At 62.4% G+C, this 25,892-nt stretch carries 26 protein-coding genes and 6 pseudogenes; 12 read left to right on the top strand and 20 right to left on the bottom strand.

The genetic code is table 11. From position 1 onward, the window contains the following. Positions 1-406 precede the first annotated feature (406 nt). Positions 407-625 (top strand): hypothetical protein, encoded by a 219-nt coding sequence (locus tag ACVIN2_RS17885; RefSeq protein WP_456766540.1) that lies wholly within the window; start codon positions 407-409, stop codon positions 623-625. 122 nt (positions 626-747) lie between these two features. Here the strand turns inward: ACVIN2_RS17885 and ACVIN2_RS17880 are convergent, their stop codons facing one another. Together ACVIN2_RS17880 and ACVIN2_RS17875 are read right to left on the bottom strand one after the other, a co-directional pair. After that, a complete protein-coding gene (locus ACVIN2_RS17880; protein ID WP_456766539.1) occupies positions 748-1,923 on the bottom strand; it encodes an extracellular catalytic domain type 1 short-chain-length polyhydroxyalkanoate depolymerase in 1,176 nt (391 codons plus the stop codon). A 4-nt stretch (positions 1,924-1,927) separates the two neighbouring features. After that, positions 1,928-2,347 (bottom strand): CopG family transcriptional regulator, encoded by a 420-nt coding sequence (locus ACVIN2_RS17875; protein ID WP_456766538.1) that lies wholly within the window; start codon positions 2,345-2,347, stop codon positions 1,928-1,930. Positions 2,348-2,590: 243 nt separating this feature from the next. Here ACVIN2_RS17875 and ACVIN2_RS17870 point away from each other — a divergent pair, with 243 nt between their 5' ends. Then, positions 2,591-2,773: a hypothetical protein gene (locus ACVIN2_RS17870; RefSeq protein WP_027568297.1), complete on the top strand. Its 183-nt coding sequence runs from the start codon at positions 2,591-2,593 to the stop codon at positions 2,771-2,773. Positions 2,774-3,064: 291 nt separating this feature from the next. Here the strand turns inward: ACVIN2_RS17870 and istB (ACVIN2_RS17865) are convergent, their stop codons facing one another. The 4 genes and pseudogenes from istB (ACVIN2_RS17865) to ACVIN2_RS17850 all read right to left on the bottom strand — a co-directional run bounded on the left by istB (ACVIN2_RS17865) (position 3,065) and on the right by ACVIN2_RS17850 (position 6,255). Beyond that, positions 3,065-3,928: an IS21-like element helper ATPase IstB gene (gene istB / locus ACVIN2_RS17865; RefSeq protein WP_456765735.1), complete on the bottom strand. Its 864-nt coding sequence runs from the start codon at positions 3,926-3,928 to the stop codon at positions 3,065-3,067. Next, a pseudogene (gene istA / locus ACVIN2_RS17860) lies at positions 3,894-5,427 on the bottom strand (IS21 family transposase). Before istA (ACVIN2_RS17860) ends, istB (ACVIN2_RS17865) begins: the two are co-directional and overlap by 35 nt. Positions 5,428-5,616: 189 nt before the next feature. Beyond that, positions 5,617-6,039 (bottom strand): hypothetical protein, encoded by a 423-nt coding sequence (locus tag ACVIN2_RS17855; protein WP_456766537.1) that lies wholly within the window; start codon positions 6,037-6,039, stop codon positions 5,617-5,619. Between the two features lie 15 nt (positions 6,040-6,054). Then, positions 6,055-6,255: a hypothetical protein gene (locus ACVIN2_RS17850; protein WP_456766536.1), complete on the bottom strand. Its 201-nt coding sequence runs from the start codon at positions 6,253-6,255 to the stop codon at positions 6,055-6,057. A 226-nt stretch (positions 6,256-6,481) separates the two neighbouring features. On the opposite strand from ACVIN2_RS17850, the gene ACVIN2_RS17845 reads away from it, so the two are divergent. Beyond that, positions 6,482-7,834: a carbohydrate porin gene (locus ACVIN2_RS17845; protein ID WP_456766535.1), complete on the top strand. Its 1,353-nt coding sequence runs from the start codon at positions 6,482-6,484 to the stop codon at positions 7,832-7,834. A 106-nt stretch (positions 7,835-7,940) separates the two neighbouring features. Here the strand turns inward: ACVIN2_RS17845 and ACVIN2_RS17840 are convergent, their stop codons facing one another. From ACVIN2_RS17840 to ACVIN2_RS17825, 4 genes are all read right to left on the bottom strand, one after another. Continuing rightward, complete coding sequence (locus ACVIN2_RS17840; RefSeq protein WP_456766534.1) at positions 7,941-8,456, bottom strand: DUF1003 domain-containing protein; 516 nt, start codon at positions 8,454-8,456, stop codon at positions 7,941-7,943. 2 nt (positions 8,457-8,458) lie between these two features. Then, positions 8,459-8,902 (bottom strand): low affinity iron permease family protein, encoded by a 444-nt coding sequence (locus tag ACVIN2_RS17835; protein WP_456766533.1) that lies wholly within the window; start codon positions 8,900-8,902, stop codon positions 8,459-8,461. Between the two features lie 260 nt (positions 8,903-9,162). Continuing rightward, on the bottom strand, positions 9,163-10,203 hold the full coding sequence (locus ACVIN2_RS17830; protein ID WP_456766532.1) for a glycosyltransferase family 4 protein: 1,041 nt from the start codon (positions 10,201-10,203) through the stop codon (positions 9,163-9,165). A gap of 131 nt (positions 10,204-10,334) precedes the next feature. Then, positions 10,335-10,544 carry a hypothetical protein gene (locus tag ACVIN2_RS17825; RefSeq protein WP_456766531.1) on the bottom strand — a complete coding sequence of 70 codons (210 nt, stop codon included), beginning with the start codon at positions 10,542-10,544 and terminating at the stop codon, positions 10,335-10,337. A gap of 317 nt (positions 10,545-10,861) precedes the next feature. On the opposite strand from ACVIN2_RS17825, the gene ACVIN2_RS17820 reads away from it, so the two are divergent. Further along, on the top strand, positions 10,862-11,290 hold the full coding sequence (locus tag ACVIN2_RS17820) for a hypothetical protein (RefSeq protein WP_456766530.1): 429 nt from the start codon (positions 10,862-10,864) through the stop codon (positions 11,288-11,290). 137 nt (positions 11,291-11,427) lie between these two features. Here the strand turns inward: ACVIN2_RS17820 and ACVIN2_RS17815 are convergent, their stop codons facing one another. Next, positions 11,428-11,799, bottom strand: a complete 372-nt coding sequence (locus ACVIN2_RS17815; RefSeq protein WP_456766529.1) for a nuclear transport factor 2 family protein — start codon at positions 11,797-11,799, stop codon at positions 11,428-11,430. Between the two features lie 265 nt (positions 11,800-12,064). Here ACVIN2_RS17815 and ACVIN2_RS17810 point away from each other — a divergent pair, with 265 nt between their 5' ends. Then, complete coding sequence (locus ACVIN2_RS17810) at positions 12,065-12,685, top strand: response regulator (protein ID WP_456769748.1); 621 nt, start codon at positions 12,065-12,067, stop codon at positions 12,683-12,685. Positions 12,686-12,901: 216 nt separating this feature from the next. Here the strand turns inward: ACVIN2_RS17810 and ACVIN2_RS17805 are convergent, their stop codons facing one another. The 3 genes and pseudogenes from ACVIN2_RS17805 to ACVIN2_RS17795 form a co-directional block, all read right to left on the bottom strand. Continuing rightward, entirely contained in the window at positions 12,902-14,017 is a 1,116-nt protein-coding gene (locus ACVIN2_RS17805) for a YihY/virulence factor BrkB family protein (RefSeq protein WP_456769747.1), read from the bottom strand. A gap of 123 nt (positions 14,018-14,140) precedes the next feature. Continuing rightward, positions 14,141-14,359 (bottom strand): annotated as a pseudogene (locus ACVIN2_RS17800) (SemiSWEET family sugar transporter); the annotation flags it as partial. A gap of 879 nt (positions 14,360-15,238) precedes the next feature. Beyond that, positions 15,239-15,418 (bottom strand): hypothetical protein, encoded by a 180-nt coding sequence (locus ACVIN2_RS17795; protein WP_456766528.1) that lies wholly within the window; start codon positions 15,416-15,418, stop codon positions 15,239-15,241. A gap of 89 nt (positions 15,419-15,507) precedes the next feature. Here ACVIN2_RS17795 and ACVIN2_RS17790 point away from each other — a divergent pair, with 89 nt between their 5' ends. The 3 genes and pseudogenes from ACVIN2_RS17790 to ACVIN2_RS17780 all read left to right on the top strand — a co-directional run. Beyond that, positions 15,508-15,693 (top strand): CsbD family protein, encoded by a 186-nt coding sequence (locus tag ACVIN2_RS17790; protein ID WP_063994501.1) that lies wholly within the window; start codon positions 15,508-15,510, stop codon positions 15,691-15,693. Between the two features lie 84 nt (positions 15,694-15,777). Then, positions 15,778-15,993 (top strand): annotated as a pseudogene (locus ACVIN2_RS17785) (3'-5' exonuclease); the annotation flags it as partial. Between the two features lie 335 nt (positions 15,994-16,328). Next, positions 16,329-16,703 (top strand): annotated as a pseudogene (locus tag ACVIN2_RS17780) (PD-(D/E)XK nuclease family protein); the annotation flags it as partial. A gap of 92 nt (positions 16,704-16,795) precedes the next feature. Here the strand turns inward: ACVIN2_RS17780 and istB (ACVIN2_RS17775) are convergent. Both istB (ACVIN2_RS17775) and istA (ACVIN2_RS17770) read right to left on the bottom strand, forming a co-directional pair. After that, on the bottom strand, positions 16,796-17,659 hold the full coding sequence (istB, locus tag ACVIN2_RS17775; RefSeq protein WP_456765735.1) for an IS21-like element helper ATPase IstB: 864 nt from the start codon (positions 17,657-17,659) through the stop codon (positions 16,796-16,798). Further along, positions 17,625-19,158, bottom strand: a pseudogene (gene istA / locus ACVIN2_RS17770) (IS21 family transposase). The gene istB (ACVIN2_RS17775) and the pseudogene istA (ACVIN2_RS17770) overlap by 35 nt, the downstream one beginning before the upstream one ends. A 323-nt stretch (positions 19,159-19,481) precedes the next feature. Here istA (ACVIN2_RS17770) and ACVIN2_RS17765 point away from each other — a divergent pair. Both ACVIN2_RS17765 and ACVIN2_RS17760 read left to right on the top strand, forming a co-directional pair. Beyond that, on the top strand, positions 19,482-19,967 hold the full coding sequence (locus ACVIN2_RS17765) for a hypothetical protein (protein ID WP_456766527.1): 486 nt from the start codon (positions 19,482-19,484) through the stop codon (positions 19,965-19,967). Positions 19,968-20,284: 317 nt separating this feature from the next. Next, positions 20,285-21,428: pseudogene (locus ACVIN2_RS17760) on the top strand (amidohydrolase/deacetylase family metallohydrolase). Positions 21,429-21,434: 6 nt separating this feature from the next. On the opposite strand, the gene ACVIN2_RS17755 reads toward ACVIN2_RS17760, so the two are convergent. From ACVIN2_RS17755 to ACVIN2_RS17745, 3 genes are read right to left on the bottom strand one after another with little or no spacing between them, the layout of a single operon-like run. Then, entirely contained in the window at positions 21,435-21,977 is a 543-nt protein-coding gene (locus tag ACVIN2_RS17755) for a TlpA family protein disulfide reductase (protein WP_456769746.1), read from the bottom strand. A 46-nt stretch (positions 21,978-22,023) separates the two neighbouring features. Next, positions 22,024-22,485, bottom strand: coding sequence for a DsrE family protein (locus tag ACVIN2_RS17750; RefSeq protein ID WP_456766526.1), 462 nt, complete (start codon positions 22,483-22,485; stop codon positions 22,024-22,026). Between the two features lie 18 nt (positions 22,486-22,503). Continuing rightward, entirely contained in the window at positions 22,504-22,965 is a 462-nt protein-coding gene (locus tag ACVIN2_RS17745) for a DoxX family protein (RefSeq protein WP_456766525.1), read from the bottom strand. Positions 22,966-23,035: 70 nt separating this feature from the next. Here ACVIN2_RS17745 and ACVIN2_RS17740 point away from each other — a divergent pair, with 70 nt between their 5' ends. After that, entirely contained in the window at positions 23,036-23,920 is an 885-nt protein-coding gene (locus tag ACVIN2_RS17740) for a LysR family transcriptional regulator (RefSeq protein ID WP_456766524.1), read from the top strand. An 18-nt stretch (positions 23,921-23,938) separates the two neighbouring features. On the opposite strand, the gene ACVIN2_RS17735 is transcribed toward ACVIN2_RS17740, so the two are convergent. After that, positions 23,939-25,084 (bottom strand): acyl-CoA dehydrogenase family protein, encoded by a 1,146-nt coding sequence (locus ACVIN2_RS17735; protein WP_456766523.1) that lies wholly within the window; start codon positions 25,082-25,084, stop codon positions 23,939-23,941. A 126-nt stretch (positions 25,085-25,210) separates the two neighbouring features. Here ACVIN2_RS17735 and ACVIN2_RS17730 point away from each other — a divergent pair, with 126 nt between their 5' ends. After that, positions 25,211-25,888, top strand: coding sequence for an alpha/beta hydrolase family protein (locus tag ACVIN2_RS17730; protein WP_456766522.1), 678 nt, complete (start codon positions 25,211-25,213; stop codon positions 25,886-25,888). The last annotated feature ends 4 nt before the right edge of the window (positions 25,889-25,892 follow it).

Raw genomic sequence — 25,892 nt, 5'->3', positions numbered from 1 at the left:
CGCGATCGCTTCTGAGCACGTCGCTGCGGAGGCCGGCGAGGGAACAGGCAGGCGACGAAAACAGCAGCGGTCAGTATTCGCATGGGGAGCAAATCCCGGCTGTGGTGCGATCGATGTATCGTAACCAGAGCACCGGGGTCGCGGGGAAATTCCTATTTTACCGGCGGGCGCAGCGGGCTATCCGCCCACTTGCGGGCCGTCGGGTCCTGCAGCGGGTCATCGGCGCAACTGGTGCAGACGTACCGCAGCTTCCGGTCGCCGATTTCATCGCGCACAGCCTTCATCGGCCTGCCGCAAGCCGGGCACGCCTTCCGGACCGGATCGGACACTGGCATCTGGTTTTCCCCCGCTATGGCAGTCTACGTCCGCCGCCCACCGCGATCTCAAGACGGTTGCGGAGAGTTGCATGGGCTTGCCGACGCTTCTTGACTCCAAGACCGCGGGTTACTCAACTCCAGGCAGTGATTGCGTCGGGGGCGTGATGGGGCAGGAGTTTTATGAAAGCCTCGCGCAGCGGGTCCGTGTCATCGCCGGAAAGGCCAATCCGTTCACCCGACGTCGTCTGCTGGGTCTCGCCAAGCGGTACGACGCCAAGGGAGGCCCTTGGGCGATCTGGAGCAATTGACGGCGGCTGCCGGTCCCGGGCACCCCGCCCGCTTCCATCTTCTCCGGACCGAGCGGGGCCTGACCAGGCCTTCGACAGCGGGCCGCTTCGTCGCAACCCTATCTCCGCGTGAAGCTTGCCAGCTAATGCTCGAGGAAGAAACGCAGCATCTCCCTGGTCGCGTCCGGCCCGCGCGGATCCGTGTAGGACCCGGCAGGACTGCCTCCTGACCAGGCGTGGGCGGCCCCGTGGACGCTCCAGTGCTCGGACGTGCCCAAGCCACCTTCATCGGTGAGGATGGTGCGGGTATATGCGTGCCCCTCAGGTACTCGCCCGCGAAGAATTTCCGTCCTCAGGCTCGCATCTTCGCTCGGGCCACGGAGAATCCGGTCAGCATTGCTCGGATGCACCGTGGTGTCGCGATCGCCATGGAAGACGATGGTCGGCACCGATGCGCCAGCCGTCCCGATCGGTCCAGCGCTGCCCTGCCGCATAGCGGCCAATGCGGACGGAAGGTCGCTGGCAGCCCCGCAGGCCAGGCCGGAGTGGACGCCGACGGCGGCATATAGGTCGGGGTACGTCGCACCCATGATGGCCGCGGCGGCCCCGCCAGCCGACAGGCCTGCGACGTAGACGCGCTTGGGGTCGATAGGATGCTCCCGCATGATCTGGCGGGTGATGCCCGCGATCAGCGAAGGCTCACCGCCATCCCGCCGCTGGTCCCCTGTGCGAAACCAGTTCCAGCATTTCGCATGGTTGGCTCCGCGTGGCTGCTCCGGATAGACAACGAAGCAATTCCGCTCGTCCGCCAGAAAATTCATCCGGGTGCCGGCGGCGAAATCGTCCGGCGACTGGGTGCAGCCGTGAAGCATGACGATGAGGGGACGCGGTCCTCCATCAGCGCGGCTGGGGATGAACAGCTTGTAGGTCCGACTTCCCGCCGCGTTGGTGAAGGTGGCAGAGACGAACCTTGTGCCGTCCGGTGCAATATCCGCTTTGGACATCGGAGTACGCCCGACCGGGCCTGGCATGCCGAACCCGGAAAGATCTTTAACGCCGCCGAAGGGCGAGAGGCGATTGTGTCGTTTGGCAGGCGTGGCTTGTGAGGACGGCCCGCTCTCCGTCTCCTCGACGACATTGGCCTTCAGCTCGAGTGTCGGCGGCTCGAGCCTCGCACGCTCGACAGGCACAGTAGTTCCCCTTGTCGCTGCGGGGCCGCCGTCGCCGCGCAGCATTCGCTGCAGCAGTGCAGTGGCTTCGACCAGTTGGCCGGCGCGTGTGAGGCGAGTCGCTTCGCGAACCATGTCTGGATTCAGCATCGTTTCACCTCGTTCGGTCGGCGAGAGCGGCCTTGACCGCGGGGCTGGCATGAAGGGCTCCGAGCACCGAGACCGAGGCAATTGTGGCGCGCGCCAGCTCGGGCGTGACGTCCTGGTCGATGGTCGCCAAGCCGAGAACGTTGATGTGCAGCATCTCGCCGTCGCACCGCGCCCTCTCGAGATCGACGCGAGCATAATTACGCAGCCCCAGGTCGAGACTTTTACGGGCGGTGGATTGCTTGACCACATCCGCGTGCCGCTCGAGCTGGTTGCGGATCGCGGTCCGGATGAAATCGGTACGGTTCGAATAAAACCCTTCCTGCACCATGAGATCGACCTGGCCGAGGTCCACATAGCCTAGGTTGATTGTGATCTTCTCCGTATCCGGGGTCCGGGGTCGCAGTTCGCGAACATTGTCGGTCATCGGTACATCCATTTGTCCATCCAATTGGATGGCGCATGGATGGTAAATGGACATTCACGGGGGAATTTCAAGGCGGCAGGCAAACGTCTCCCCCCGCCTTGCTTTCGGACCGGAGCCGCTGCCGTTTCGCGATTTCCCAAGGTATGACGGAACCCTTCGTCCGGTCGTCAGGTCTAACCGTCTGAAACCAACTGAGGGCTCGTTGGGCGGCGTGCTATCATCGTTGCTACAGGAGGAAGACACATGTCCACTTCCAAGAAGCGATTAGCACCCGATGATTTTCCGGTGACCGCCGAAGGACAAAAGATCAAGAAACAAGATGGCGAGCCCATCGCCACTACGGAGGATCATGAAACCGCTGCCGACCTGGCCGAGCGCATCAACGACGACGAAGCGCGCCGTGAGGAAGACAAATGGTCGGCCTGAGCGGCTTCTCTCAGTCCTCCAGCAACGTGTCGATCAGCTTCAGCAATTGCTGGCGCTCAGGGCCGCCCGCCGCTACGCGCAGCGCCCACACGTCACCATTGCTGCCTTCGTAAAGAACTCGCTCGGTCATACCGATCAATCGAACGGGCAATAATCCGTCCAGATTGGCCTAAGGCAGGTCCGAGCATCTGTGTCGATTTGCTCGCTCGCGACGAGTAGGGCGCGCCGCCGCAGCGCCCTGCACAGCTACTTCTGCCCGGACGGCGCCTGGGCGTTCGAGTTGCTCGGGTGTCAATCGGCGTTCAAATTTGACCCCGTATCGGCGTCCAATTTTGACCCCTTTGAGCGACGAGTCTTGACGGTAGCGCTCGCCTCGTCGGAGCTGGCCGGGGTTGCGGAGACGAGGCGAGCGCGGGTTGTGTGATCGTCGTCGCGGCTTTTGAAGCGCCAACTGTCGTTGCCACTCTCGACGATGTCGCAATGGTGGGTCAGGCGGTCGAGCAGCGCGGTAGTCATTTTGGCGTCGCCGAACACGCTGGGCCATTCACCGAAGGCAAGGTTGGTGGTGACGACAATCGAGGTGCGCTCGTAGAGCCGGCTGACGAGATGGAACAGCAGCTGGCCGCCGGACTGGGCGAACGGCAGGTAGCCAAGTTCGTCGAGGACGATGAAGTCGAGCCGGGTCAGATGCTCGGCGATGCGGCCCTGCCGTCCGTTGCGGGTCTCGATCTCCAGGCGGTTGACGAGGTCGACCACGTTGTAGAAGCGACCGCGGGCACCAGATCGGATGCAGCTTCTGGCGATGGCGATGGCCATATGTGTTTTGCCGGTGCCGGTACCGCCGACCAGAACGGCGTTACGTTGCTGGGCGATAAAGCCGCCGCCGGCGAGATCATTGACCAGGCTCTGGTTGATGGGGGTGCCTTCGAACTGGAAGTCCTCAAGGTCCTTGGCAAGCGGCAGCTTGGCGATGGTGAGCTGGTACTTGATCGAGCGGGCCTGCTTCTCGTTGATCTCGGCATTGAGCAGGTCGCCGACAATGCGTTGGGGTTCGTGCTGGCGCTTGATGGCGGTCGCCATGATCTCGTCGAAGGCGGCCTTCATGCCGTAGAGCTTGAGCTCACCCATGAGGTCGAACAGTTGAGTACGCTCCATCAGATGGTTCTCCTGAGGTTGTCGTAGCGGGCACAGTCGGCGATCGGGGCATGGCGCAATGTCAGCGCAGCCGGGGTGAGGATGTTGGCCGGCGGGGCAGGATCACGCTGGCGGGCCAGGATGTTGAGCACGACATCGGCGGAATGAACGCCGTGAGCGGTCGCCTCGGCGCAGGCTGCTTCGACGGCCGGCAAGCCGTCGGTCAGAACCGCGTTGAGGATGTCGACCATCTGCCGGTTGCCGTCGTCGGCACCGGCGAGCTTGCGCCGCACACGTTCGATCGCAGCCGGCAGCACCCAGTCCTTGAAGGGAGCGCCGTTGCGCAAGGCACCGGGTTTGCGAGCCAGCACCGGCACGTAATGCCAGGGATCGTAGACGGTATCACCGCGGCCGAACGAGCGAGCATGCTCGGCAACGATGCGTCCGTCCTGGCGGATCACAATGCGATCGGCGTAGGCGTGAACCTCGACAGGCCGCCCAACGGCACTGGCCGTGACCGAGTATTTGTTGTTATCGAAGCGCACCAGGCAGGTCTTCGAGACCGATGCCAGCACCGCGTGGAATCCGTCGAACCGGCCGGCATAGGGAACGAGCATTGGTCGCTCGGCTTCGAACACCTGCCAGACCGTTTGCTCGGTCAGTTCCGGATGCCGGTGCGCTTTGGTGTAGGCGATGCACTTGTCCAGCAGCCAGGCGTTCAACTCGTCGAGGTTCTTGAACCGCAGCCGTGGCGTGAAGAAGCGTTCCCGGACAAGCCCAACCTGGTTCTCGACCTGGCCTTTCTCCCAGCCCGACGCTGGCGTGCAGGCCACCGGATCGACCAGGTAGTGACTGCACATCTGCATGAAGCGGCGATTGTAGAGACGCCCTTTGCCGACGAAGATCGTCTCCACGGCGGTCTTCATGTTGTCGTAGATGCCGCGCACGCAGGTGCCTTTGAACAGGGCGAACGCCCGATCGTGGGCGTCGAACACCATCTCCTGCGTCTCGCGCGGATAGCACCGCACGAACAGCATCCGGCTGTGGCAGAGCCGGACGTGGGCGGCCTTTACCATCACCGTCACGCCATTGAGCAAAACGACCTCATGGCTCCAGTCGAACTGATAGGCTTCTCCCGGCGCAAAGCTCAGCGGGACGTAGGCCGCAGCCGTCGATTGTCCGCGTTCCTTGCCCCATCGCCTGGCGTAACGTCGCACGGCGTCGTAACCGCCGTCATAGCCGCGGCCGCGGAGCTCCTCGAAGATCCGGATCAACGTCAGCTGCTCGCGAGCCGACTTGCCTGCGTTCCCTGCCAACAATCCGTCGAGTTCTGCAGCCCACCGTCCCAGCTTCGGTCGCGGCTGGATGACACGCTCGTACTCGAACGAGGTCTCTCCCGACCTCAGCACTTTACGGACCGTGTTCCGCGACACCTTCAGGTCACGGGCGATCTCCTTGATCGTCTTGCCCTTGATGAAGTGCTCGCGCCTTATCCGGGCAATCGTCTCCACGATCAGCATCCCCAACCACCTGCTTCATGACGAAGCAGGCAGCGCAACAGACCAACCTGTAGGGGGTCAATTTTGGACGCCGATCCCCCGGCTTAGGGGGGCAATATTGCAGGCCGAATGACAAGGAGGTAATCGACAGTCTGGGACTATTCAACCGCAGCGCCCACCCGGCGGCTTCTTCTTTGGCTTCGATCTACCTCAAGAGGCGTTCGCTCTCGCGCCTTCGCGCGCCTCACGACGACGTTGGCGGCGTTCGCGCCGCCGCTTGGCACGGTCGGCAGGTTGCCGCAGCGGAGGAACCGGCGCTGTCTCGGATACCGATTTGGGAGCCTCATCGGCTGCGGCCTGTTGGGCCGGCTCGGATGCCTCCGGGCGGGGTTCCATGAATTCAAGCACTGCCCGACCCTTTGCCGTGATCTTCCAGCCGCCGCTGATGCGCTCGACTAAGCCTTGAGAAAAGATATCGAGATCGGGTACCCGCGCGGCGAGGCGCTTGGTCCGATTCGCCCATTCGCGGCCACTGGTCGCCAGGATGGCCATGTCGCGCTTGAGGTCTTCCATGACGGCGAAGCCGTCCGGATAGCTCACCAGGATCTTCAGCACCGTGACCTGGAAATTCACGCCCGCCTCGACCGATCAGCGCCACATCGTGGGTGCACGCGAAAGGGCATCACGGCCTACCTGCCTGAGTTCGTCTAGTGATACCTCACCTTTGGTAGCAGCCTCCAGTATCTTTGAGGCGACATGGGTACGCGCTCCGATCTCGCGGTGCGAAACGCTCTCGGAAACTTCGTTTAAGACCGCGCGCAATAGCGCAGTAGTTGACGGATCGAACATGAATGCCCCCAGAAGGGAAAACCTATCATAGCCAACATTTCGCGTGCCGCGATTCAAAAATGATTGCGATAGGCCAGCTGGTCTGACCGACCTTTTGGAAATTGCCTCCACGGTGGACTTGCCTTGCAAGATCAGGCAATTCGTAAGGCTATCTTCGAGATCAGGAAGTCGCGTGTCGAGACCCCACCGAGCCTATAGGCAGGTCGTTCTTTCGATGTCGGTAGTCATGCTCCTGGCAGCCGGCGCCGCGGCCCAGGAGGATAAGAAGACCGACGACGACAAGCCGGCCGATCCGGACACGGGTGAGAGCACCGTGGAGGAAAAGACGCTCGGCATTCTGCCCAATCCGCTGCAGAAGTACGGCGTGAAGTTCGCGGCCACTTACATAGGCGAGGCGTTTGGTAACGCTTCCGGCGGCCTGAAACAGGGCGCTATCTACGAAGGCCGTCTCAACCTCGCGGTGGATGTCGATCTGCAGAAGCTCGTCGGCATCGACAAGCTCACTTTTCACGCCAACATGTTCCAGATCCATGGCGATGGCCTGTCCCGGAGCAATCTTCAGAACTTCTTTGTCGTCAGCGGAATCGAGGCTCTTCCCTCAACGCGTCTTTACGAAGCGTATTTCGAGAAGCGGTGGGGCGCAAAGAGGATCTCGCTGAAAGTGGGTCAGCTCGCCGCCGACAGCGAATTCTTCAACACCAAATATACAGACGTGTTCACCAACGCCTCAATGGGTTGGCCCGCGATCACGTCGCTTGATCTTCCCAGCGGCGGACCTTCGCCACCTTTGGCGGCTATGGGCGCAAGGCTACTGGTCAACGTGACCGACCAGCTTTCCGTTCTGGGCGGGATCTTCGACGGCGACCAAGCCGGCCCCGGATCGGGCGACCCGCAGGAGCGCAATCGCTACGGCGTGAATTTCCGCGTCAACGATCCGCCGTTGTTACTGGGTCAGATCCAGTACGCCTGGAACAACAAGAAGGGCGATCCCAACCTGATTGGCCAGATCAAGTTCGGCGGCTGGCGGCACTTTGGCTCTTTCGCGGATCAACAGCTCGCGTCGAACGGCAGCTCGCTCGCCGCTCCCGGTAGCAGCGGCGAGCCGCTATTGCTCGCAGGAGACATCGGTGGTTGGGCGGTCTTCGAGCAACAGATCTACCGCGTGCCTCACAGCGACAATCGCGGGATCGGTGTGTTCGCAAGGGCCGCCGGCGCGCCCGCCGATCGCAACCTGATCGATCTCTACGCTGATGCCGGCGTCGAGTTCATTGGGCTTCGTGACGGCCGGCCCGATGACAAGTTCGGGATCGCCGCGGGCTATGCCCATCTGTCCAAACGGGCGCAGGCGCTCGACGCCGACTACCGCATGCTGGTGAATCCCAACTGGCCCTCGCGAAACTTCGAGGGGTTGCTGACGACGGTCTACCAATACCAGATAAAGGAGGGCTGGTCGTTGCAGCCAAACTTCCAATACATCATCCACCCGGGCGGCGGCGCCACCGGGCAGGCGACGCCATTCGCCGGCAAGGCCCTCAAAAATGCGTCGGTATTCGGCCTCAGGACGACGCTCAAATTCTAGCACCGTGCGCATCGCACGGACTCTGCTCAGGAAGAGCTCGTGCAGATGAACACGATGGCGCAGGTGGCATCAGAGCGCCCCCCATGTCGTCCTCCGGGCGGACATCTCATTGAGCCTTTTCAGCCTGCTCGCGCTCGCGCAAGCCTCGGGCAAGTTGATCAACAGACGTCTCCTGCGCCAATTCGTCTTGTTGGCAATCCTCGTCATCGACATTCAGCCGCCTGGCAAGCTTCTGCAATATTCTCAAAGACCGCGTCGCCTCCCGTTCAGAGAGCAGATTAATCTGAAGTTCTAGACGATCTCGCTTCTCCAAAATGCGGTCGGTCGCATTTTGGCGAATGAGGACACAGGAGGTGAGAAGTACCGCCTCCAGCGCGAGGAATGTCCCGAGCAGCGGGAACGGGAATGGATCAAGCGCGCGATCGGGGAATACCCCGCCGAAGGCAATCCAACACACCACCGCCCCGCACTGCAGCACAACGAACTGCGGAGTGCCCGCAAACGATCCGATTGCATGAAAAACACGATGATGAAGAGCGATCTTTTCCTCATCCTGCTTTTCAAGCCGCAGGATGGCGTCGATATTTTCTACCGGTCTTTTCGATGATGTCGGCGTTGACATCGTCAGCTGGCGATCTGCTCGGCGGCTCGCCGCGCTGACTGTCGGGTCCGGTCGAGTGTCTCATCTCCGGCTTTTTCGGCCTTGGCACGCGCTTCACATTTTGAGCGAAGCTCCTCAATCTCATCGTCTGTGAGGTGCTCAATTCCCACGAGACTATTGCGCGCCGCACTCACGCGAATGAGTTCGTCCAGCTTTACCTGAATGGCCGCGCTGTCACGGTTTTGCGAGTTCTGAATCAGAAATACCATAAGGAAAGTTACGATTGTGGTCCCAGTATTAATGACCAACTGCCAAGTGTCCGAGAACTGGAAGAGCGGGCCGCTTATGCCCCACACGACCACCACACCCGCAGCTAACAGGAAGGTCGAGGCGCGCCCAGCCGCAAGCGAGGTCTTGTTCGCCAAATCACCGAAGAATTTTGAGATCCGGGATGGTTCGTTTTTCATGACTCAGCCTTTGCCACCAACCATAATGTTGTTTCGGGGCGAAAGTTCCGCGTCAGGAACCGACATACATTGGCAGCAAACCGAGGCAGGCTTTGCGCGGGAGCTCCCGAGAGCACGTATTGAGAGCGATCGCAGAGTACGTCCAAGCCACGCCCGTTCGGATGCCGACCTCAACTCTAGAATTCAACTTGCTCCTGATTCGAAAACGGCATGGCCAAGGATTCCATTCACGCCAGTGCCACAAGCCAGCCGCGGATCTCTCACCCGCAGCGTCCTCCACGAGCGATCAGGTTGCGATATCGGGTCTCGTATTCATTCGCCATCCGGCTTGCGGCGAAGCGCTCTTCGAACCGGGCGCGGACCACTCGTCTGTCCAGTCGGCCCAGTTCTTTCACCGCGCTGATCGCCTGCTCCTGACCGTGGACGATGAAGCCGGTGACGCCATCCTCCACGACTTCCGGTACCGAGCCTGATCGATAGGCGATCACGGGTGTCCCGCAAGCCATCGCCTCGATCATCACCAGACCGAACGGCTCGGGCCAATCGATCGGAAACAGCAGGCCCGCTGCGTTCGCGAGGAAGGGCTGCTTCTTCGCGTCGTCGACCTCGCCGACGAGCTGAACCGCCTGGCCATCGATGTTCGGCTCGAGCTTGTTCTTGAAGTAGGCCGTCTCCGCCCGAGGGATCTTGGCCGCGATCCGCAGCGGCATCCGGGCCGCGCGCGCGATTCGTATGGCGTCCTCCGGTCCCTTGTCCGCCGTCAGCCGCCCCAGAAAGCTCAGGTACGAACCCGGTTCGTAGGAGGGCCGAAACATATCTTTGGGCAGTCCGTGCTGGATCGTCGCGATCCAGTTCGCCTCTGGAAGCGGCCGGCGCTGGTCGGCGGAAATCGAGACGAACGGAGCGTCTGCAAAGGCACCGATGACCTGGGGCAGACCGGGAAGATCCAGCCGACCGTGCATCGTCGTCAGGAAAGGTACGCCGGTCCGGCTCAGCACCGGAAGGGGCAACCAGTCGACGTGGGAGTGGATCACGTCGAACTCGCGCGCTCGCTCGGCGACGGCTTCGATCAGAAGCGCGCAGGCGGCGCTCGGATCCGCCCCTTTCCGCCCCAGGCGCAGCGCGCGCGGCCACACGGCGTGAAGCTTTCCCTTTGTCTTGGAGTCCCCGCTTGCAAACAGGGTCACGTCGTGTCCGGACTCGACCAGTTCGTCCACGAGCCAGGCGATCACACGCTCAGTGCCGCCGTAGAGCTTGGGGGGTACGCTCTCGGCCAACGGAGCAAGCTGGGCAATCCGCATCGGCTAGGCCCCGAACACGAACCGCAGGACCGTCACGATCGTCGCGGAAATGAGGGATGAAATCGCGAGCAGCGTCCAATTGGGCCTCGTGCTTCCCCGGGCCACGCGCGCTGCGAGCGCCTTCACGGCGGTCAACATTCGTCTGGAGGAAGCCGCTGCAGGTAGGCTATCCCGAAGCCAGCGAGTTCTTCGGTATCGCTCTCTCGCGCTTCCGACCTGCTGTGGAGGTGGCGCTCCAGCAGGCAGCGCCGGCTGTCGTGCGGATCGACCTCGGGGTGCTGCGCCCGGTACACCGTCCAGGCGGTCTCCATGGCGTTCTTCAAGACGACTTCGTCGACCATACTCACTCCCTCCGGAGACCGAACCCAGTCGCTGCCAACTCAAGGCACTCCGGAAAGTTTCCGGTTTTTCCCGCTGGCTTAGCCGCTCGAGAAGGAGCCTTTGCTCGGCTCTTTCGCGCGCGGTCCGACCGAGCTGCAGGCGTTGGCTTCGGCCGGACCTTCTGGATGCAAGCGGGGCGGCCGTCGCGGTCACGGCGGCGGGCTCCGTACTGGCGCATCGCGCGCCGTCTCCGGCGGCGAGGATTCCATTGCCCGCGCCGCCCGGGCAGCTGCAACCATTGCCTCTTTTTCCCGTTATCGGTAGGGCGCGGAGCAATGTGAAAGGAATCTCGATGAAGAAGATCGCGATGTCGGCGCTGATGGTCGGCGCTCTTGGTCTGTCCACGGTGGCCACCACCTCTCCTGCCGAAGCCCACTGGCGAGGTGGCTGGGGACCGGGCATCGCCGGCGGTCTGTTGGCCGGCGCCGTAATCGGCGGGCTTGCCTCGTCGGCTTATGGATGGGGACCTGGCTACGGCTACTACGGTGGCTCGGGCTACTACGGCGCAGGCTATTACGGCGGCCCCTATGCCTACGACTACGGCTACGACGAGCCGTATCGCTGGGGTGGTGGTTACGCCACGACGACCTACTACACGGCGCCCGTGTCCTACGGCTACCGGTACCGTCGAGCCGTGCGGCCCGCTTACGCCTATTACCGCGGATCATATCCGGTCGTGAGACATCGGTGGCATCATCGCTGGTGAAGACCGAGGCGACCGGGCCGCGATCCGGACGGCGCGGCCCGGCCCGTTGCACGTGTGCTCGTGGTCGGTATGGGGCGAACATTTACCTGCCGAAGGCGACGCCGGGGCTTGGCCGTGAGCCTTCGATGTGGCTTGGCTTAGGCGGCCTTGAACCTCGCGCTCTTGCGCCCGAGAGGTACGCAGAGCGTTCTGGTGATGCTGCCTTCAGCATCGAACCAGAATTTCGTACTTACCGCGCTTCCGTCGTAATCACGGTAGTCGAGGCGAATGCAATCCTGCTCGATAAGGATTTCGTCAAGTTCGAACGCGGCCGCCGTTGCGCCCCGGAGCTTGGCCGACCAATACTGAAGCAAGCCGGAACCTCCGACGAACCGTTCTCCGCTACAGCAATCCATCGTCGCGTGATCTGCATAAAGCGCCAGCAAATTCTCCAAACGGCGCTCGCGACACGCGTCCAACCAATCGATCACGATCCCGATGGGATCGAACCCAGTTCCCAAGTTTGACATGCTCCACCTCGCAGTTGTCCCCGGTGGCAGCGTCACATTGGGCGGCGCGACTTGAACGACGCATGAACTGCCTGTTCTGCTCCCGTTTAAGTCTGGACCAGAGTGACGTCTGGCTCGCGGTGAGTTGGAACGCTACAGCATGATGGTACGATCAAGCGGGATGACGCCTCGCAGTCCCGCGCGCATCCGGACGAGGCGCGTCAACACACTTCAAAACACGCCGCTGGAGGAGGGCAACGGCCGTGCGAATGAGGACCAGATCGTCATGCGGGTATTGATCGTCGACGACCATCCCATCGTCGTTGCCGGATACCGGGCCTTGTTCACTTCGGATGCTTCCGTAGAGATACTGGAAGCTTCCGATGCGAAGGCGGGGCACCGCGCCTTTCTGCAGAACCATCCCGACGTCACGGTGGTGGATGTAAGACTTCCCGACCTCACGGGGTTCGAGTTGACGCGCCGGATCCGAAAAGACGATCCGGCTGCAAGAATCCTCATGCTTAGCGTGAACGAGGATCCCGCATTCGTGGTGCGTGCAGTCGAAATGGGCATCCAGGGCTATGTTTCGAAGACCGACGATCTCCGGGTGCTGGCCAAGGCGATCCGCAAAATCGCAGCGGGCGAGCGCTTCGTCTCGCCTCGCTTGGCTGGAGCGACTACCCGCGGCGGCGCGGCCATCAAGGCGAGTCCATTGACGCAGATGAGCGCGCGTGAACTCGAGATCTTACCGCTTCTGGGCCGGGGCGACCGCCTCTTGGAAGTGGCGTCAGAACTGGGCATCTCCTACAAGACCGTGGCCAACGCTACCTCTGCGCTCAAGACCAAGCTCGGCGCGAAAAGCCACTCGGACCTTGTCCGGATTGCCGTCGAGATCGATTTGCATTGACGAGCGACATCAACATGTCAGGTCGCGCGGACAATTGCGCGCGTCTGGAGTCGACTTAGGGAAGAAGGAGTGCGATGGAGAAAGGAAAAAACTCGAGCATCAGATCGCATTGGCTACCCGCACAAGCGCGTATACCCAGGATCAGAACACGCCGGCAGATTGCGGCAGTTCTTACCTATGCTGGCGAATGGAGGCTGCGAGACCCGAGGAATGCCGTCAGCGGTTGCCGCCTACGGTGTCGGCGACCTTCGCTCCCCTCGACCCCATCGGCTTGGATCTGCCGGTGGTGGTGTCGCGCTCGGTCTGATGTTCCATCTCCGCGTCGACCTCCGCACCGAGCAGGATGACGATGGCGGAGATCCATAGCCAGGTCATGAACCCGATGATCGCCCCAAGTGAGCCGTAAGTTTCGTTAAACTTACCGAAATTTGCGGCGTACCAGGAGAAGGCCCCGGAAACCGCGATCCACAGCAGAGCCGCGATGGCACTGCCCCAAGTGACCCAACGCCAGCGGGCCGTCTGCCGGCTCGGCCCATAGCGATAGATCACTGCGAGCGCGAGGGTCAGGATGAGAAACATCGCCGGCCACCGCCCGATCCGGAGCAGAAGGTCGCCTGCGCCGGACAGGCCGACATAGTCCAGGATAACGGGTACTGCGACAATGGATCCGAGAGCCACGACGACGAAGGCGATGCCGCCCAGCGTAAAACCTAGTGAGACGGCATTGAGCTTGAAGAACCCACGTTTCTCTTCCTCGCCGTGGACGATGTTCATAGTGTCGAACAAAGACTTCATGGCCGCGTTCGCACTCCAAAGTGAAGTACCAAGGCCGATGGCGAAGGTAATGCCGAGCGTCTGTGAGCCCTTGGACGCAACTCTGGTGAGTTGGTCGCGTGCGATATCGATCGCTCCGCCGGGGAGAAATCCGCCCAACTGATCGAGGTGCCGCGTTATGGTAGTGGGATCCGAGAAAAGGCCGTACACGGCGACAAGCGCGGCGATGGCGGGAAAAATGGCCAGGATGCTGTAGTAGGTCATGCCAGCCGCCAGCGCCAGAATGCGGTGCTTGGAGATGTTCGCGTAGACTCGCAGAAGGATGTCTTTCCAGCCGCGCGGCGGGATTTCCGAGGGGGTTGTGGCCTGGCGGCCTCGGTCTTGGTCAGCGCCTTCTGCTCGCGTGCGCGAGGAGGGAACAATAGATGGGCTCTCCTCCCGATCCTGTTGCGTCGGCAACAAGCGATCCGAGATGAGCGCAAGGCCGAGAAGCGCCAATGTGGACGCCAGTGACCAACCGATCGACTGCCGCTCTGAAACGTCCGGGTGTTCCGTCATACTTCTGTCGTCCTTGCCTTGCGAGCCGGGACAACTTTGCTCCAGTCGCGATCGTTCCTGTACCGCTTCGCCTCTCCGCGCACGCCAGTCGCGGATTTTGCAACCGAGGACGATCCCGGCCAACGAAGCGCCAACCGCATTTGCAGCGATGATGACCCAATCGCCGCGCATCGCCCCATAGACGACCCACAAGGCCAACCCTGTGGTCAGCGCTACCAACATTCCCATGGAGAGATCGGCGGTAGATCCGCGGGGCCACGCCTTTCGGACCTGTGGGACGTAGGAGACCGAAGCAAAGAAGGCAGCAAGTCCGCCCAGATAGGTGGTGAGATCGTGTGACATCTGGTTACCTCTCCGGTGCACCGGCTGAACGGACCTCCGATGGAAGGGTTCCGGCGCCAAGGAGGGTCAAGCAGCTGAGGTACGCAGGACGTCAAGGCAAAGGAGCCGTGCTGCGCTTCGCACAGAGTGTTAGGACAACGTGAGTAACCGCATGAGGTAGGGCTCTCACGTTACCCAGGACGCGTCTCAAGGAGTGGATTGGCGGCGGTGCCAGGCTGAAATGATCGTCCAGTGTCGTACCCTCGTACTCCGCACGGAATAGCGCGCGCTCCTGCAAGATAGGCAGCACAAGCTCGACGAAATTCTCGAAGCCCTCGTGGAAATAGGGCGGCATGATGTTGAAGCCGCCGGCGGCGTGCTCCTCGAACCAGAGCTGGAGCGTGTCCGCGATGCGTTGGGCCGAGTCGCAAAGGATTCAGTGCCACGCGCGGTGAGATTGTATAGATCGCGCAGCGTCATGTTCTCCCGGGCGCCCTTGGCCAGCGTCATGCTGGCGAAGCTGCGATAGCAGTCCGATGGTGCGATGTCAGGATCGGCTCGTCGAGGTCGTAGGCCGACATGTCGTACCCGAAGCGGTCCAAATAGAATCGCCGGCGCATTGCTAAAAAGACTTGCCAACTCGTCGCTGATTGCTGCGATGCGACCAGTCCCTTGACGAGTTTGAGCGCTGTTTCCGCGCCATGCCGCTGCCCAACTAGCGCCAAACCAAATCCACCCGCAGTCGAGCCCGCCGCGGTGATCGCTTCGATGAGGTGAGGAAAGTGCAAACTGGAGTGCCTGAATCAGACGGCCACAGCCGTATCGTCTACAAATGCCAGACCAAGGGCTTGTTCTGAATGAGTGCGCTCCCTTGAATAACGAGCGCGGCGCTATGTCTTCCTAGACTCCTCTTTTCAGGCCCGACTTCAGCTTCCGACTCCAGTCAATGCGTCGCGGTTGCTTCTTGCGTGCCTCCTTGACGATCGGCTGACGCTCCTCGGAACCATCGTCGAACGTCTTCACGAGAAAGCGCTCGATCCCCTCTTCAATGACTTCTATCCCGACCTGCTTCTTTGCCATTCCCGCAAACGTGAGAGAGGGAACGCAGTTCCACGCGAACCTCTCCGCTTAACGCAGGTTATTCTCACACAGCACGAGGAGAGTGGAACATGGATAAAGATCGCGTAGAAGGCGCCGCAACAAACATCAAGGGCAAGATCAAGGAAGGCGTCGGCAAGATGACCGGCGATGCTAAGACGGAAACCGAAGGTCAAGCGGACCAGGTGAAGGGCAAGGCCCAGAACGCCGTCGGCGGAGTGAAAGACAAAGCCCGCGAAGTATTGAACGGCGAGTAGTCTTAAACTCAAGAGCCCTCGCGAAAGCGGGGGCTTTTTGTTGTCTACCAGTAATCTCATGCTCACTGCCTCGCTGCGCGAGATCTTAAAACGACCGGCGCGCCCGCGCTCGCCGTCCTGCTCGAGAGCGCACGAAAGACGACCGTCCGGATCTGGGCCGAACAGTCGCCATTCAAAGATTGGCTCAAGCGCCTCGGCTACCGGTGGAGCGGCGGCACGGACGGGCGGCCCAAGTCCTGGTACGTGGACGTCTGCGAGGCCTCGCTCTATGCCGAACTCGCTTTTCTGTGGTCGGAGATCTAAGCCTGTGGTACGTGGCCGCGACCCGGGCCCGCGACCTGCTGATCCTGCCCAGGCACTCCGCCGACCTGTCGGACAAGTGCTGGGCGAAGCTCGTCGATCTGGGCCTCGCTGGTCTTCCGGCGGTCAACCCGAAGGATGTCGGCACAGCGAAGGACAGGAACGTCACGTCGCGAGAGAACGGACAGACCCGCGAGACCTTCGCCGCCGAGGCGACCGCTATCTTCGGCGCGCGGAAGACCGCGGTCTGGCGTCGCCCAAGCCGGAGCGAGCTCGATCAGGTGGATGTCCCGGAAGCGAAGATCAAAAGTGGCGATATTCCAGAAACCGGCGCTATGGAGCCGGCTGCCGTTCTCGGCAGTTCGACGCGCGGCACCATCCTCCACAAGCTGATGGAGGAGGTGCTGACCGGAGAAGCCTCCGACGCGAGGACGGACCTTGAAACGCGGGCTGCGGAATTGATCAGGCAGATGGGACTCGAACCGGCGGCGGATCCCAAGATCGGCATCAACGCCGCTGAACTCGCCGCTACGGTGCTGCGTACGCTCGCTCTTCCGGACGCCGTGACGTTGCGATCGCGCCTCGCCCCCGAGCTGCCGCTGTTCGGAAGCCAGATCAACGAAGGCAGCGAGGTCCTGCTCTCCGGACAGGTTGACGCCATCGCGTTCGACGACGCCGGCGCCATCGACGCCGTCGTCGACTGGAAGAGCGACGTGGATCCGGACGCCTCGAGCATTGTCCACTACAGGCAGCAGATCGCGGACTATCGGAAGCAGACGAGCGCTAAGCGGGCGTTACTGTGTCAATCGGCGTTCAAATTTGACCCCGTATCGGCGTCCAATTTTGACCCCTTTGAGCGACGAGTCTTGACGGTAGCGCTCGCCTCGTCGGAGCTGGCCGGGGTTGCGGAGACGAGGCGAGCGCGGGTTGTGTGATCGTCGTCGCGGCTTTTGAAGCGCCAACTGTCGTTGCCACTCTCGACGATGTCGCAATGGTGGGTCAGGCGGTCGAGCAGCGCGGTAGTCATTTTGGCGTCGCCGAACACGCTGGGCCATTCACCGAAGGCAAGGTTGGTGGTGACGACAATCGAGGTGCGCTCGTAGAGCCGGCTGACGAGATGGAACAGCAGCTGGCCGCCGGACTGGGCGAACGGCAGGTAGCCAAGTTCGTCGAGGACGATGAAGTCGAGCCGGGTCAGATGCTCGGCGATGCGGCCCTGCCGTCCGTTGCGGGTCTCGATCTCCAGGCGGTTGACGAGGTCGACCACGTTGTAGAAGCGACCGCGGGCACCAGATCGGATGCAGCTTCTGGCGATGGCGATGGCCATATGTGTTTTGCCGGTGCCGGTACCGCCGACCAGAACGGCGTTACGTTGCTGGGCGATAAAGCCGCCGCCGGCGAGATCATTGACCAGGCTCTGGTTGATGGGGGTGCCTTCGAACTGGAAGTCCTCAAGGTCCTTGGCAAGCGGCAGCTTGGCGATGGTGAGCTGGTACTTGATCGAGCGGGCCTGCTTCTCGTTGATCTCGGCATTGAGCAGGTCGCCGACAATGCGTTGGGGTTCGTGCTGGCGCTTGATGGCGGTCGCCATGATCTCGTCGAAGGCGGCCTTCATGCCGTAGAGCTTGAGCTCACCCATGAGGTCGAACAGTTGAGTACGCTCCATCAGATGGTTCTCCTGAGGTTGTCGTAGCGGGCACAGTCGGCGATCGGGGCATGGCGCAATGTCAGCGCAGCCGGGGTGAGGATGTTGGCCGGCGGGGCAGGATCACGCTGGCGGGCCAGGATGTTGAGCACGACATCGGCGGAATGAACGCCGTGAGCGGTCGCCTCGGCGCAGGCTGCTTCGACGGCCGGCAAGCCGTCGGTCAGAACCGCGTTGAGGATGTCGACCATCTGCCGGTTGCCGTCGTCGGCACCGGCGAGCTTGCGCCGCACACGTTCGATCGCAGCCGGCAGCACCCAGTCCTTGAAGGGAGCGCCGTTGCGCAAGGCACCGGGTTTGCGAGCCAGCACCGGCACGTAATGCCAGGGATCGTAGACGGTATCACCGCGGCCGAACGAGCGAGCATGCTCGGCAACGATGCGTCCGTCCTGGCGGATCACAATGCGATCGGCGTAGGCGTGAACCTCGACAGGCCGCCCAACGGCACTGGCCGTGACCGAGTATTTGTTGTTATCGAAGCGCACCAGGCAGGTCTTCGAGACCGATGCCAGCACCGCGTGGAATCCGTCGAACCGGCCGGCATAGGGAACGAGCATTGGTCGCTCGGCTTCGAACACCTGCCAGACCGTTTGCTCGGTCAGTTCCGGATGCCGGTGCGCTTTGGTGTAGGCGATGCACTTGTCCAGCAGCCAGGCGTTCAACTCGTCGAGGTTCTTGAACCGCAGCCGTGGCGTGAAGAAGCGTTCCCGGACAAGCCCAACCTGGTTCTCGATCTGGCCTTTCTCCCAGCCCGACGCTGGCGTGCAGGCCACCGGATCGACCAGGTAGTGACTGCACATCTGCATGAAGCGGCGATTGTAGAGACGCCCTTTGCCGACGAAGATCGTCTCCACGGCGGTCTTCATGTTGTCGTAGATGCCGCGCACGCAGGTGCCTTTGAACAGGGCGAACGCCCGATCGTGGGCGTCGAACACCATCTCCTGCGTCTCGCGCGGATAGCACCGCACGAACAGCATCCGGCTGTGGCAGAGCCGGACGTGGGCGGCCTTTACCATCACCGTCACGCCATTGAGCAAAACGACCTCATGGCTCCAGTCGAACTGATAGGCTTCTCCCGGCGCAAAGCTCAGCGGGACGTAGGCCGCAGCCGTCGATTGTCCGCGTTCCTTGCCCCATCGCCTGGCGTAACGTCGCACGGCGTCGTAACCGCCGTCATAGCCGCGGCCGCGGAGCTCCTCGAAGATCCGGATCAACGTCAGCTGCTCGCGAGCCGACTTGCCTGCGTTCCCTGCCAACAATCCGTCGAGTTCTGCAGCCCACCGTCCCAGCTTCGGTCGCGGCTGGATGACACGCTCGTACTCGAACGAGGTCTCTCCCGACCTCAGCACTTTACGGACCGTGTTCCGCGACACCTTCAGGTCACGGGCGATCTCCTTGATCGTCTTGCCCTTGATGAAGTGCTCGCGCCTTATCCGGGCAATCGTCTCCACGATCAGCATCCCCAACCACCTGCTTCATGACGAAGCAGGCAGCGCAACAGACCAACCTGTAGGGGGTCAATTTTGGACGCCGATCCCCCGGCTTAGGGGGGCAATATTGCAGGCCGAATGACAAGCAAAATCGGTCGACGTGGTGCCGGTGGTCGATCTCAACTTCCGATTTGCGGATTGTCAGCCGCAAGAGCGCACGTACGACCTCACGAAGCACAGCACGATCTACTACGGCGCATCGATCGTCTGCCAGCTTAACGTCGCGTACATCAGCTACGACCGGAAATATCGGTATCAGAGCGGCTAATCGATAATACGCAAAGGAGACGGCGATGACGAAAATGGTCTTTCACATGATCGCAGCCGCTCTCGTGGCCGTGATCACCATCACCCAGGCACCCTTCACGTCCACAGCTCGCGCGGGAGAGGGCTTTTTCGAGAAGATCGGCGATGGGTGGCGCAAGGGAGAATGGGTTCGCGGCCTTCCCGACGTAAAGCCGCAAACCTGGCAAGAGGTGGTGTTTCCCATCTGCTGGGGGAGCCCGCAAGATTGCCGCGGGGAGGCTGAGAAAACCGCATCCAAACCAGGGCAGGCGGTGCCGCCCCTCTATTCAGCAACGTTTCGCGTCGATTGCATCGACCGTGACAACGGGCGCGACAGGGGCGACTCCACCAGCATCTTCACGTCCGGCAAGTCGCTCGATGACGCAAAGCAGGCAGCGACAAACGCATACAATTCGTCTGATCTTTGCCAAGTCGACCCGAACTACAGGGATGCCAGCCGTATCGTAAAGCCCGGTTCGGGGCGTTTCATCTAGACCGAAGCCACCAAGTCAAGCTCAAGGGCAATGCAGATTGCCCTTGAGCACAGTTGTTGAGAAGTCTTTGGGGGCGGCCCGTAACAGATCTGCAACACGCGGCCCTTAAGGCATTGATTTCCCAAGCACTAAAACGGTTTCCTAAACCGTAGGTCGGAAGTTCGAGTCTTCCCGGGATCGCCAGTTTTTCATCAGCCGCCGTCATGGTTTGCCACGCCGATCGGCGCAAAAATTGCTAGAAGCGAACGGCTTCCTTCCTTGCTGGCCCGGCTGATGTGCCCGCCAGCCACGCCCCACTATCCCATCCGGAGACGACAATGCCCTTCGACTTGATCCTGCGCGGCGGCCGTGTGGTCGACCCGTCCCAGAAGCTCGACGCCGTGACCGATGTCGCCTTTGCCGGCGGCAAGGTCGCGGCGGTCGGCACCGGGCTCAAGGCCGATCCGGGCACCGACGTGCGCGACGTGTCACGCTACATCGTGACCCCGGGGCTGATCGATCTCCACACCCACGTCTATTGGGGCGGCACGTCGCTTGGCATCGACGCCGAGGAATTCTGCCGTCTCTCCGGCGTCACCACCGCGGTCGATACCGGCAGCGCGGGGCCTGGCAATTTCGCGGGCTTCCGCAAGCATGTGATCGAGCCGAGTCAGGTCCGCATCCTCGCTTATCTGCACGTCTCGCATGCCGGCATTTTCGGCTTCTCGCACCGGATCATGGTCGGCGAGAGCGAGGAATTGCGGCTGATGAATCCGATCGAGGCGGCTAAGGTGGCCGACGCCATACAACCGCGATCTCATCGTCGGCATCAAGGTGCGCGTGGGGCTGCACTCCTCGGGCACGTCGGGCGTCGTGCCGCTCGACATCGCGCTCGAGGTCGCGAACGAAGTCGGCATGCCCCTGATGGCGCATATTGATCATCCGCCGCCGAGCTACGAGGAGGTGCTGGCGCGCCTGCGCCCCGGCGACGTGCTCACCCATGCGTTCCGGCCCTTCCCCAACACGCCCGCGACCGCGCAGGGCACGGTGAAGCGGGCGGTGCTCGACGCGCGCGAGCGCGGGGTGCTGTTCGACATCGGCCACGGCAAGGGCTCGTTCGCGTTCAAGACCGCACGCGCCATGCTCGCCAACGGCTTCTATCCGGACACGATCTCGTCCGACATCCATCAGCTCTGCATCGACGGCCCGGCCTTCGACCAGGTCACGACCCTGTCGAAATTCCTGTGCATGGGCATGCCGCTGTCCGACGTCATCGCAACCTCCACTGTCAACGCCGCGATGGCGCTGCGGCGCCCCGAGCTCGGCAGCCTCAAGCCTGGCAGCGTCGGCGACGCCACGCTGATCTCGGTGAGGGAAGGCCAGTTCGACTATGAGGATGTGGTCGGCGAGCACCTGATCGGTGAGCGCAAGATCGTCTCCGAAGGCGTCGTGATCGGCGGCCGCTGGTGGCATCCGAATTGAGCGGCGCTAGCCCCGCTCGCGATAGAATTTCAGCAGCCGCGCGCCTGCCGGAGAAAGCCAGTCGGGCGCACCGGCGATGTAGCCCTCGACGTGACCGCTCGCTCCGACGAGATAGGTGATGGGCATGCCGACGAGGGAGAATATCGCGGTCGACGCTTCGGCCGCCGCGCCATAGGCGTCGACATAGCAAGCGAGGTTCTGCACGGCGAGGCCGCCGAGGAAGGTGCGGATCTTGCGCAGGTCTTTCGTATCCGTGCAGATCGCGACAACATCGAGCCGGTCAGGCCGCGATCCCGCGAGACTTGCGAGCACAGGCAGATCGAGCCGGCAGGCCGCGCACCAGGTCGCCCAGAAATTGACGAGGGTGATGCGGCCCGGCTTCGCGCTCAACGCGACGTCCTTCCCGCCAGTGTCTTGAAGCCTAAGCGTTGGCATCGACGCGCGCGGCCGCACCAGCGTGAACTGACTGCGGCCGGCCTCGAACACCGGCGGCCAGCCTTCCTGCGCATGGGCCGCGCGCAAGGAGGCAAGAAGCGCCGGCATGGCCATCAAGATCGATCGCCGCGACGGCAATGGACCGCTTTTGCACGCGGTCTTACGCATGGATATAGGCCCAGCCCTTGAGCTGCAGATCGACCACGCGTCCGATCCCGAACGGCACGAGGCTGGCACCTGCTATCAGCGGAATCGAGACCTGCTCCTTGGCTTCGGCGATCGCTTTTGACGACGCGCACATGCTGTAGGCGAGGTTGGGCACCGACTGCCGCAGCGTCGCGAGCGGCTCGACCAGCGGGGTCTTGTCCGCCCGGAAGACGTCGATGCCCTTGCCGTTGGCGACGACCTCGATCAGCAATCGCGCGCCCCTGTCCGCAAAGTGCTTCGAGAGGTTAGCCGAGTAGCTGATCGCGTGACCCATGACATAGGGCTCGTTGCTGTCGATCAGGATCACGACGCCGTCGGCGAGACGATCCTCCTTGGCCGCGGCGGTGCCGCCGGCCGTGAGGATCGCGGTGCCGGCGAGCAGGCCCCTGCGGGACCATCCGTTGGCGGAGATCATGGCCGCGGCGCTCGCCGATCAGAACCGGCGCGGCGCGATCGGCGCCTTGCGGTCGCGCCCCCACAGCACGAACACGCTGAGCGCGAGCAGAACGACGTTGAGCGGTGTGACCGGCGCCTCGCCGCGCGAGATGTGGAAGACGAGCGCCAACACCTGCAACATGGAGCAGCCCAGCGCGGCCAGCACCGTCAGCCGGGGCAGGACCCGCGTCAGTGCCGGCAGCAGGATGCCGATTCCGCCGGCGAGATCGACCAGCCCGATGAACCGGACGAACGTTGCGGAATACTGGCCGGCCCAGGGCATCATCGCGGCAAGCTCGGGAATCGGCGTCAGCAGCTTGACCAGCCCGGCCGCGGTGAAAACGAAAAAGAGCAGGCCCTGTGCGATCCAAAGGCCGATACGAATGGCGCGGCCGGGGGAGGCAGTCTCGAAGGCGGTGGTGGACACGGTGGTTCTCCAAAAGATGACGGTCGCCACCATTTGATAGTTTCCTCATATTTGATCATTATGCGTCCCAGGATTAGTTCATTTCCTGGGTGTTGATGATTTCATGGATTCTTTGGTCAGCATGAGGGTGTTCTGCCTGGTCGCCGAGCTGAAGAGCTTCGCGACCGCGGCGCAACGCCTGCGCATCTCGCCTGCGATGGCGAGCAAACACGTGATGCAGCTCGAGAAGCGGCTGGGCACGCGACTGCTCAACCGCACCAGTCGGCGCGTCAGCCTGAGCGAAAGCGGAGCGCTCTATTTCGAGCAGGCGCGGCAGATGCTGGATTCGCTCGACGAGGTCGAAGCCGCCGTCAGCAATGCGACGGTCGTTCCACGCGGCACGCTGCGGCTGACCGCGCCGGTGTGGATGGCGAACACGATCTTCGCGGGCGTGCTGGCGGACTACCAGGCGCGCTATCCGGAGGTGCGCCTCGATGTCGATCTCAGCGGACGGATGGTCAATCTGGTCGAGGAGGGATTCGATCTCGCCCTTCGCGCGACCGGCGCGCCCGACGAGGCGCTGATCGCGCGGCCCATCACCAAGGTTGCGTTCCTTATGGTCGGCGCGCCCGCTTATCTCGATCGCGCGGGGCGCCCGACCAAACTTGCCGATCTCGCCGGCCAGGCGATGCTGCACTACGCGCTGTACCCGGGTGAAAGCCTCTCCTTCGAGGGCGAGCACGGCACCGAGACCGTCAAGCTCAATCCGGTGCTGCGCAGTGGCAATGAAACGCTGCTGCACATGGCAGCGCTCGAAGGCATGGGCCTCGCCTTCCTGCCGAAATGGCTGGTCGCTGAGGATATCGCCGCCGGCCGCCTCGAGCACGTCATGCCCGGGCAGGTGCTCTTCGAGGGCAAGCTGTTCGCGGTCTATCCCAGCCGCAAATACCTTTCCGCCAAGGTCCGGACGTTCATCGACTTCGTCGCGGCCGACAAGCGGATGAGATAGCCGGCTATAGCGACCTGATTACAGCGACCTCGCGATCAACAGCTTCATGATCTCGTTCGTCCCGCCATAGATCTTCTGGATGCGGGAATCGATGAAGATGCGCGAGATCGGATATTCCTGCATGTAGCCGTAGCCGCCGAACAGCTGGAGGCATTCGTCGGCGGTCTCGACCTGCTTCTCCGAGCACCAGTATTTCGCCATCGACGCCGTGACGGTGTCGAGGTCCTTGGCGACCAGCCGCTCGATGCACCAGTCGACGAAGACGCGCGCGATCATCGCTTCGGTCTTGCGCTCGGCGAGCTTGAAGGCGGTGTTCTGGAAATCCATCAGCGGCTTGCCGAACGCCTTTCGTTCCTTGGTGTAGTCGACGGTGAGCTTTATCGCGCGCTCCATCGCGGCGACCGCGCCGACGGCGAGCGCGAGGCGCTCCTGCGGCAACTGCTGCATCAGCTGCACGAAGCCCTGGCCTTCCTCGCCGCCGAGCAAATTGTCTGGCGGGACCGCGACGTTGTCGAAGAATAGCTCGGACGTGTCGGAGGCATGCAGGCCGATCTTGTCGAGGTTGCGCCCTCGCTTGTATCCATCCGCGCCTGAGGTTTCGACCACGATCAGCGAAATGCCCTTGGCGCCGACATCGCCGGTGCGCGCGACCACGATGACGAGATCGGCGGCTTGGCCGTTGGTGATGAAAGTCTTCTGTCCGTTGATGACGTAGGAATTGCCCTGCTTCCTGGCGGTGGTCTTGACGGCCTGCAAATCCGAGCCGGTGCCGGGCTCGGTCATGGCGATGGCGCCGACCATCTCGCCCGAGGCCATCTTCGGCAGCCAGCGCTTCTTCTGCTCCTCGGAGCCGTAATTGAGGATGTAGTGCGCGACGATCGCGCTGTGCACGGAGACGCCGGTCGTCAGCTCCGGCACCGTGCTTTCGAGGTCGTCGAGCACGGCGGCGTCATAGGCGAAGGTCGCGCCCAGGCCGCCATATTGCTCGGGCACGCTTGCCAGCAGCGCGCCCATCTCGCCGAGCCCGCGCCAGGCAAAGCGGTCGACCATTTTCTGCTCGCGCCATTTTTCGGCATGCGGGGCCAGATCCTTGGCAAGGTATTTCCGGAACTGGTCGCGAAAGATTTCGAGCTCTTCGGTCATCCAGGAGGAGCGGTAGGACATGGAAACCTCGGTTGATGCAGTGTTCCGGCTTGGTAGGCCAGTCGGCAGCGGCAATTATTGTGTTTTCAGGCTGCGCCGGTGACGCTACCAAGGCGGCCGGACTAGCGTCTGTCGGAATGGTTGATTGTGGCTGTCAAAACTCAAGAGCTCAAGCTCGACATCGCGCGCATCGGCACGGTCTCGGCGATCCTGATGCAGCCGGACAAGGCGCGCGCCTGCTACGTTCTGGCGCATGGTGCCGGTGCAGGGATGCGGCACGCATCGATGGACAGGATTGCGGAGGGGCTCGCTGCTCGCGGCATCGCGACCTTCCGCTTCAATTTTCCTTACATGGAGAACAAGCTGGGCCGTCCCGACCAGCCGGCGGTCGCCCATGCCACGATCCGCGCGGCAGTCGAGGAAGCCGCGCGGCTCTGCCCCGGTGTGAAGCTCGTTGCGGGCGGAAAATCCTTCGGTGGACGCATGACCTCGCAGGCACAGTCCAAGGCTCCGCTGCCTGATGTCAAAGGGCTCGCCTTCCTCGGCTTTCCCCTGCACGCCGACAAGAAGCCGTCGGCGGAGCGCGCCGAGCATCTGGCCCGTGTCGAGATCCCGATGCTGTTCCTGCAAGGCACCCGCGACGGGCTCGCCGATCTCGGCCTCCTCAAGCCGGTCATCGCCGCTCTTGCCCCGAAGGCGACACTGCATGAGGTCGAAGGCGGCGATCATTCCTTTGCGGTGCTGAAAAAGTCCGGCCGCACCAATGACGAGGCGCTGACCGAGGTGCTTGATGCGCTGGTGGTCTGGATCGACAAGCTCGCCTGAAATC

This window comes from Bradyrhizobium sp. USDA 3650 (assembly GCF_054057395.1).
Note: the sequence above shows the minus strand (reverse complement) of the source record. Positions and strands in the feature narration are given on the sequence as shown.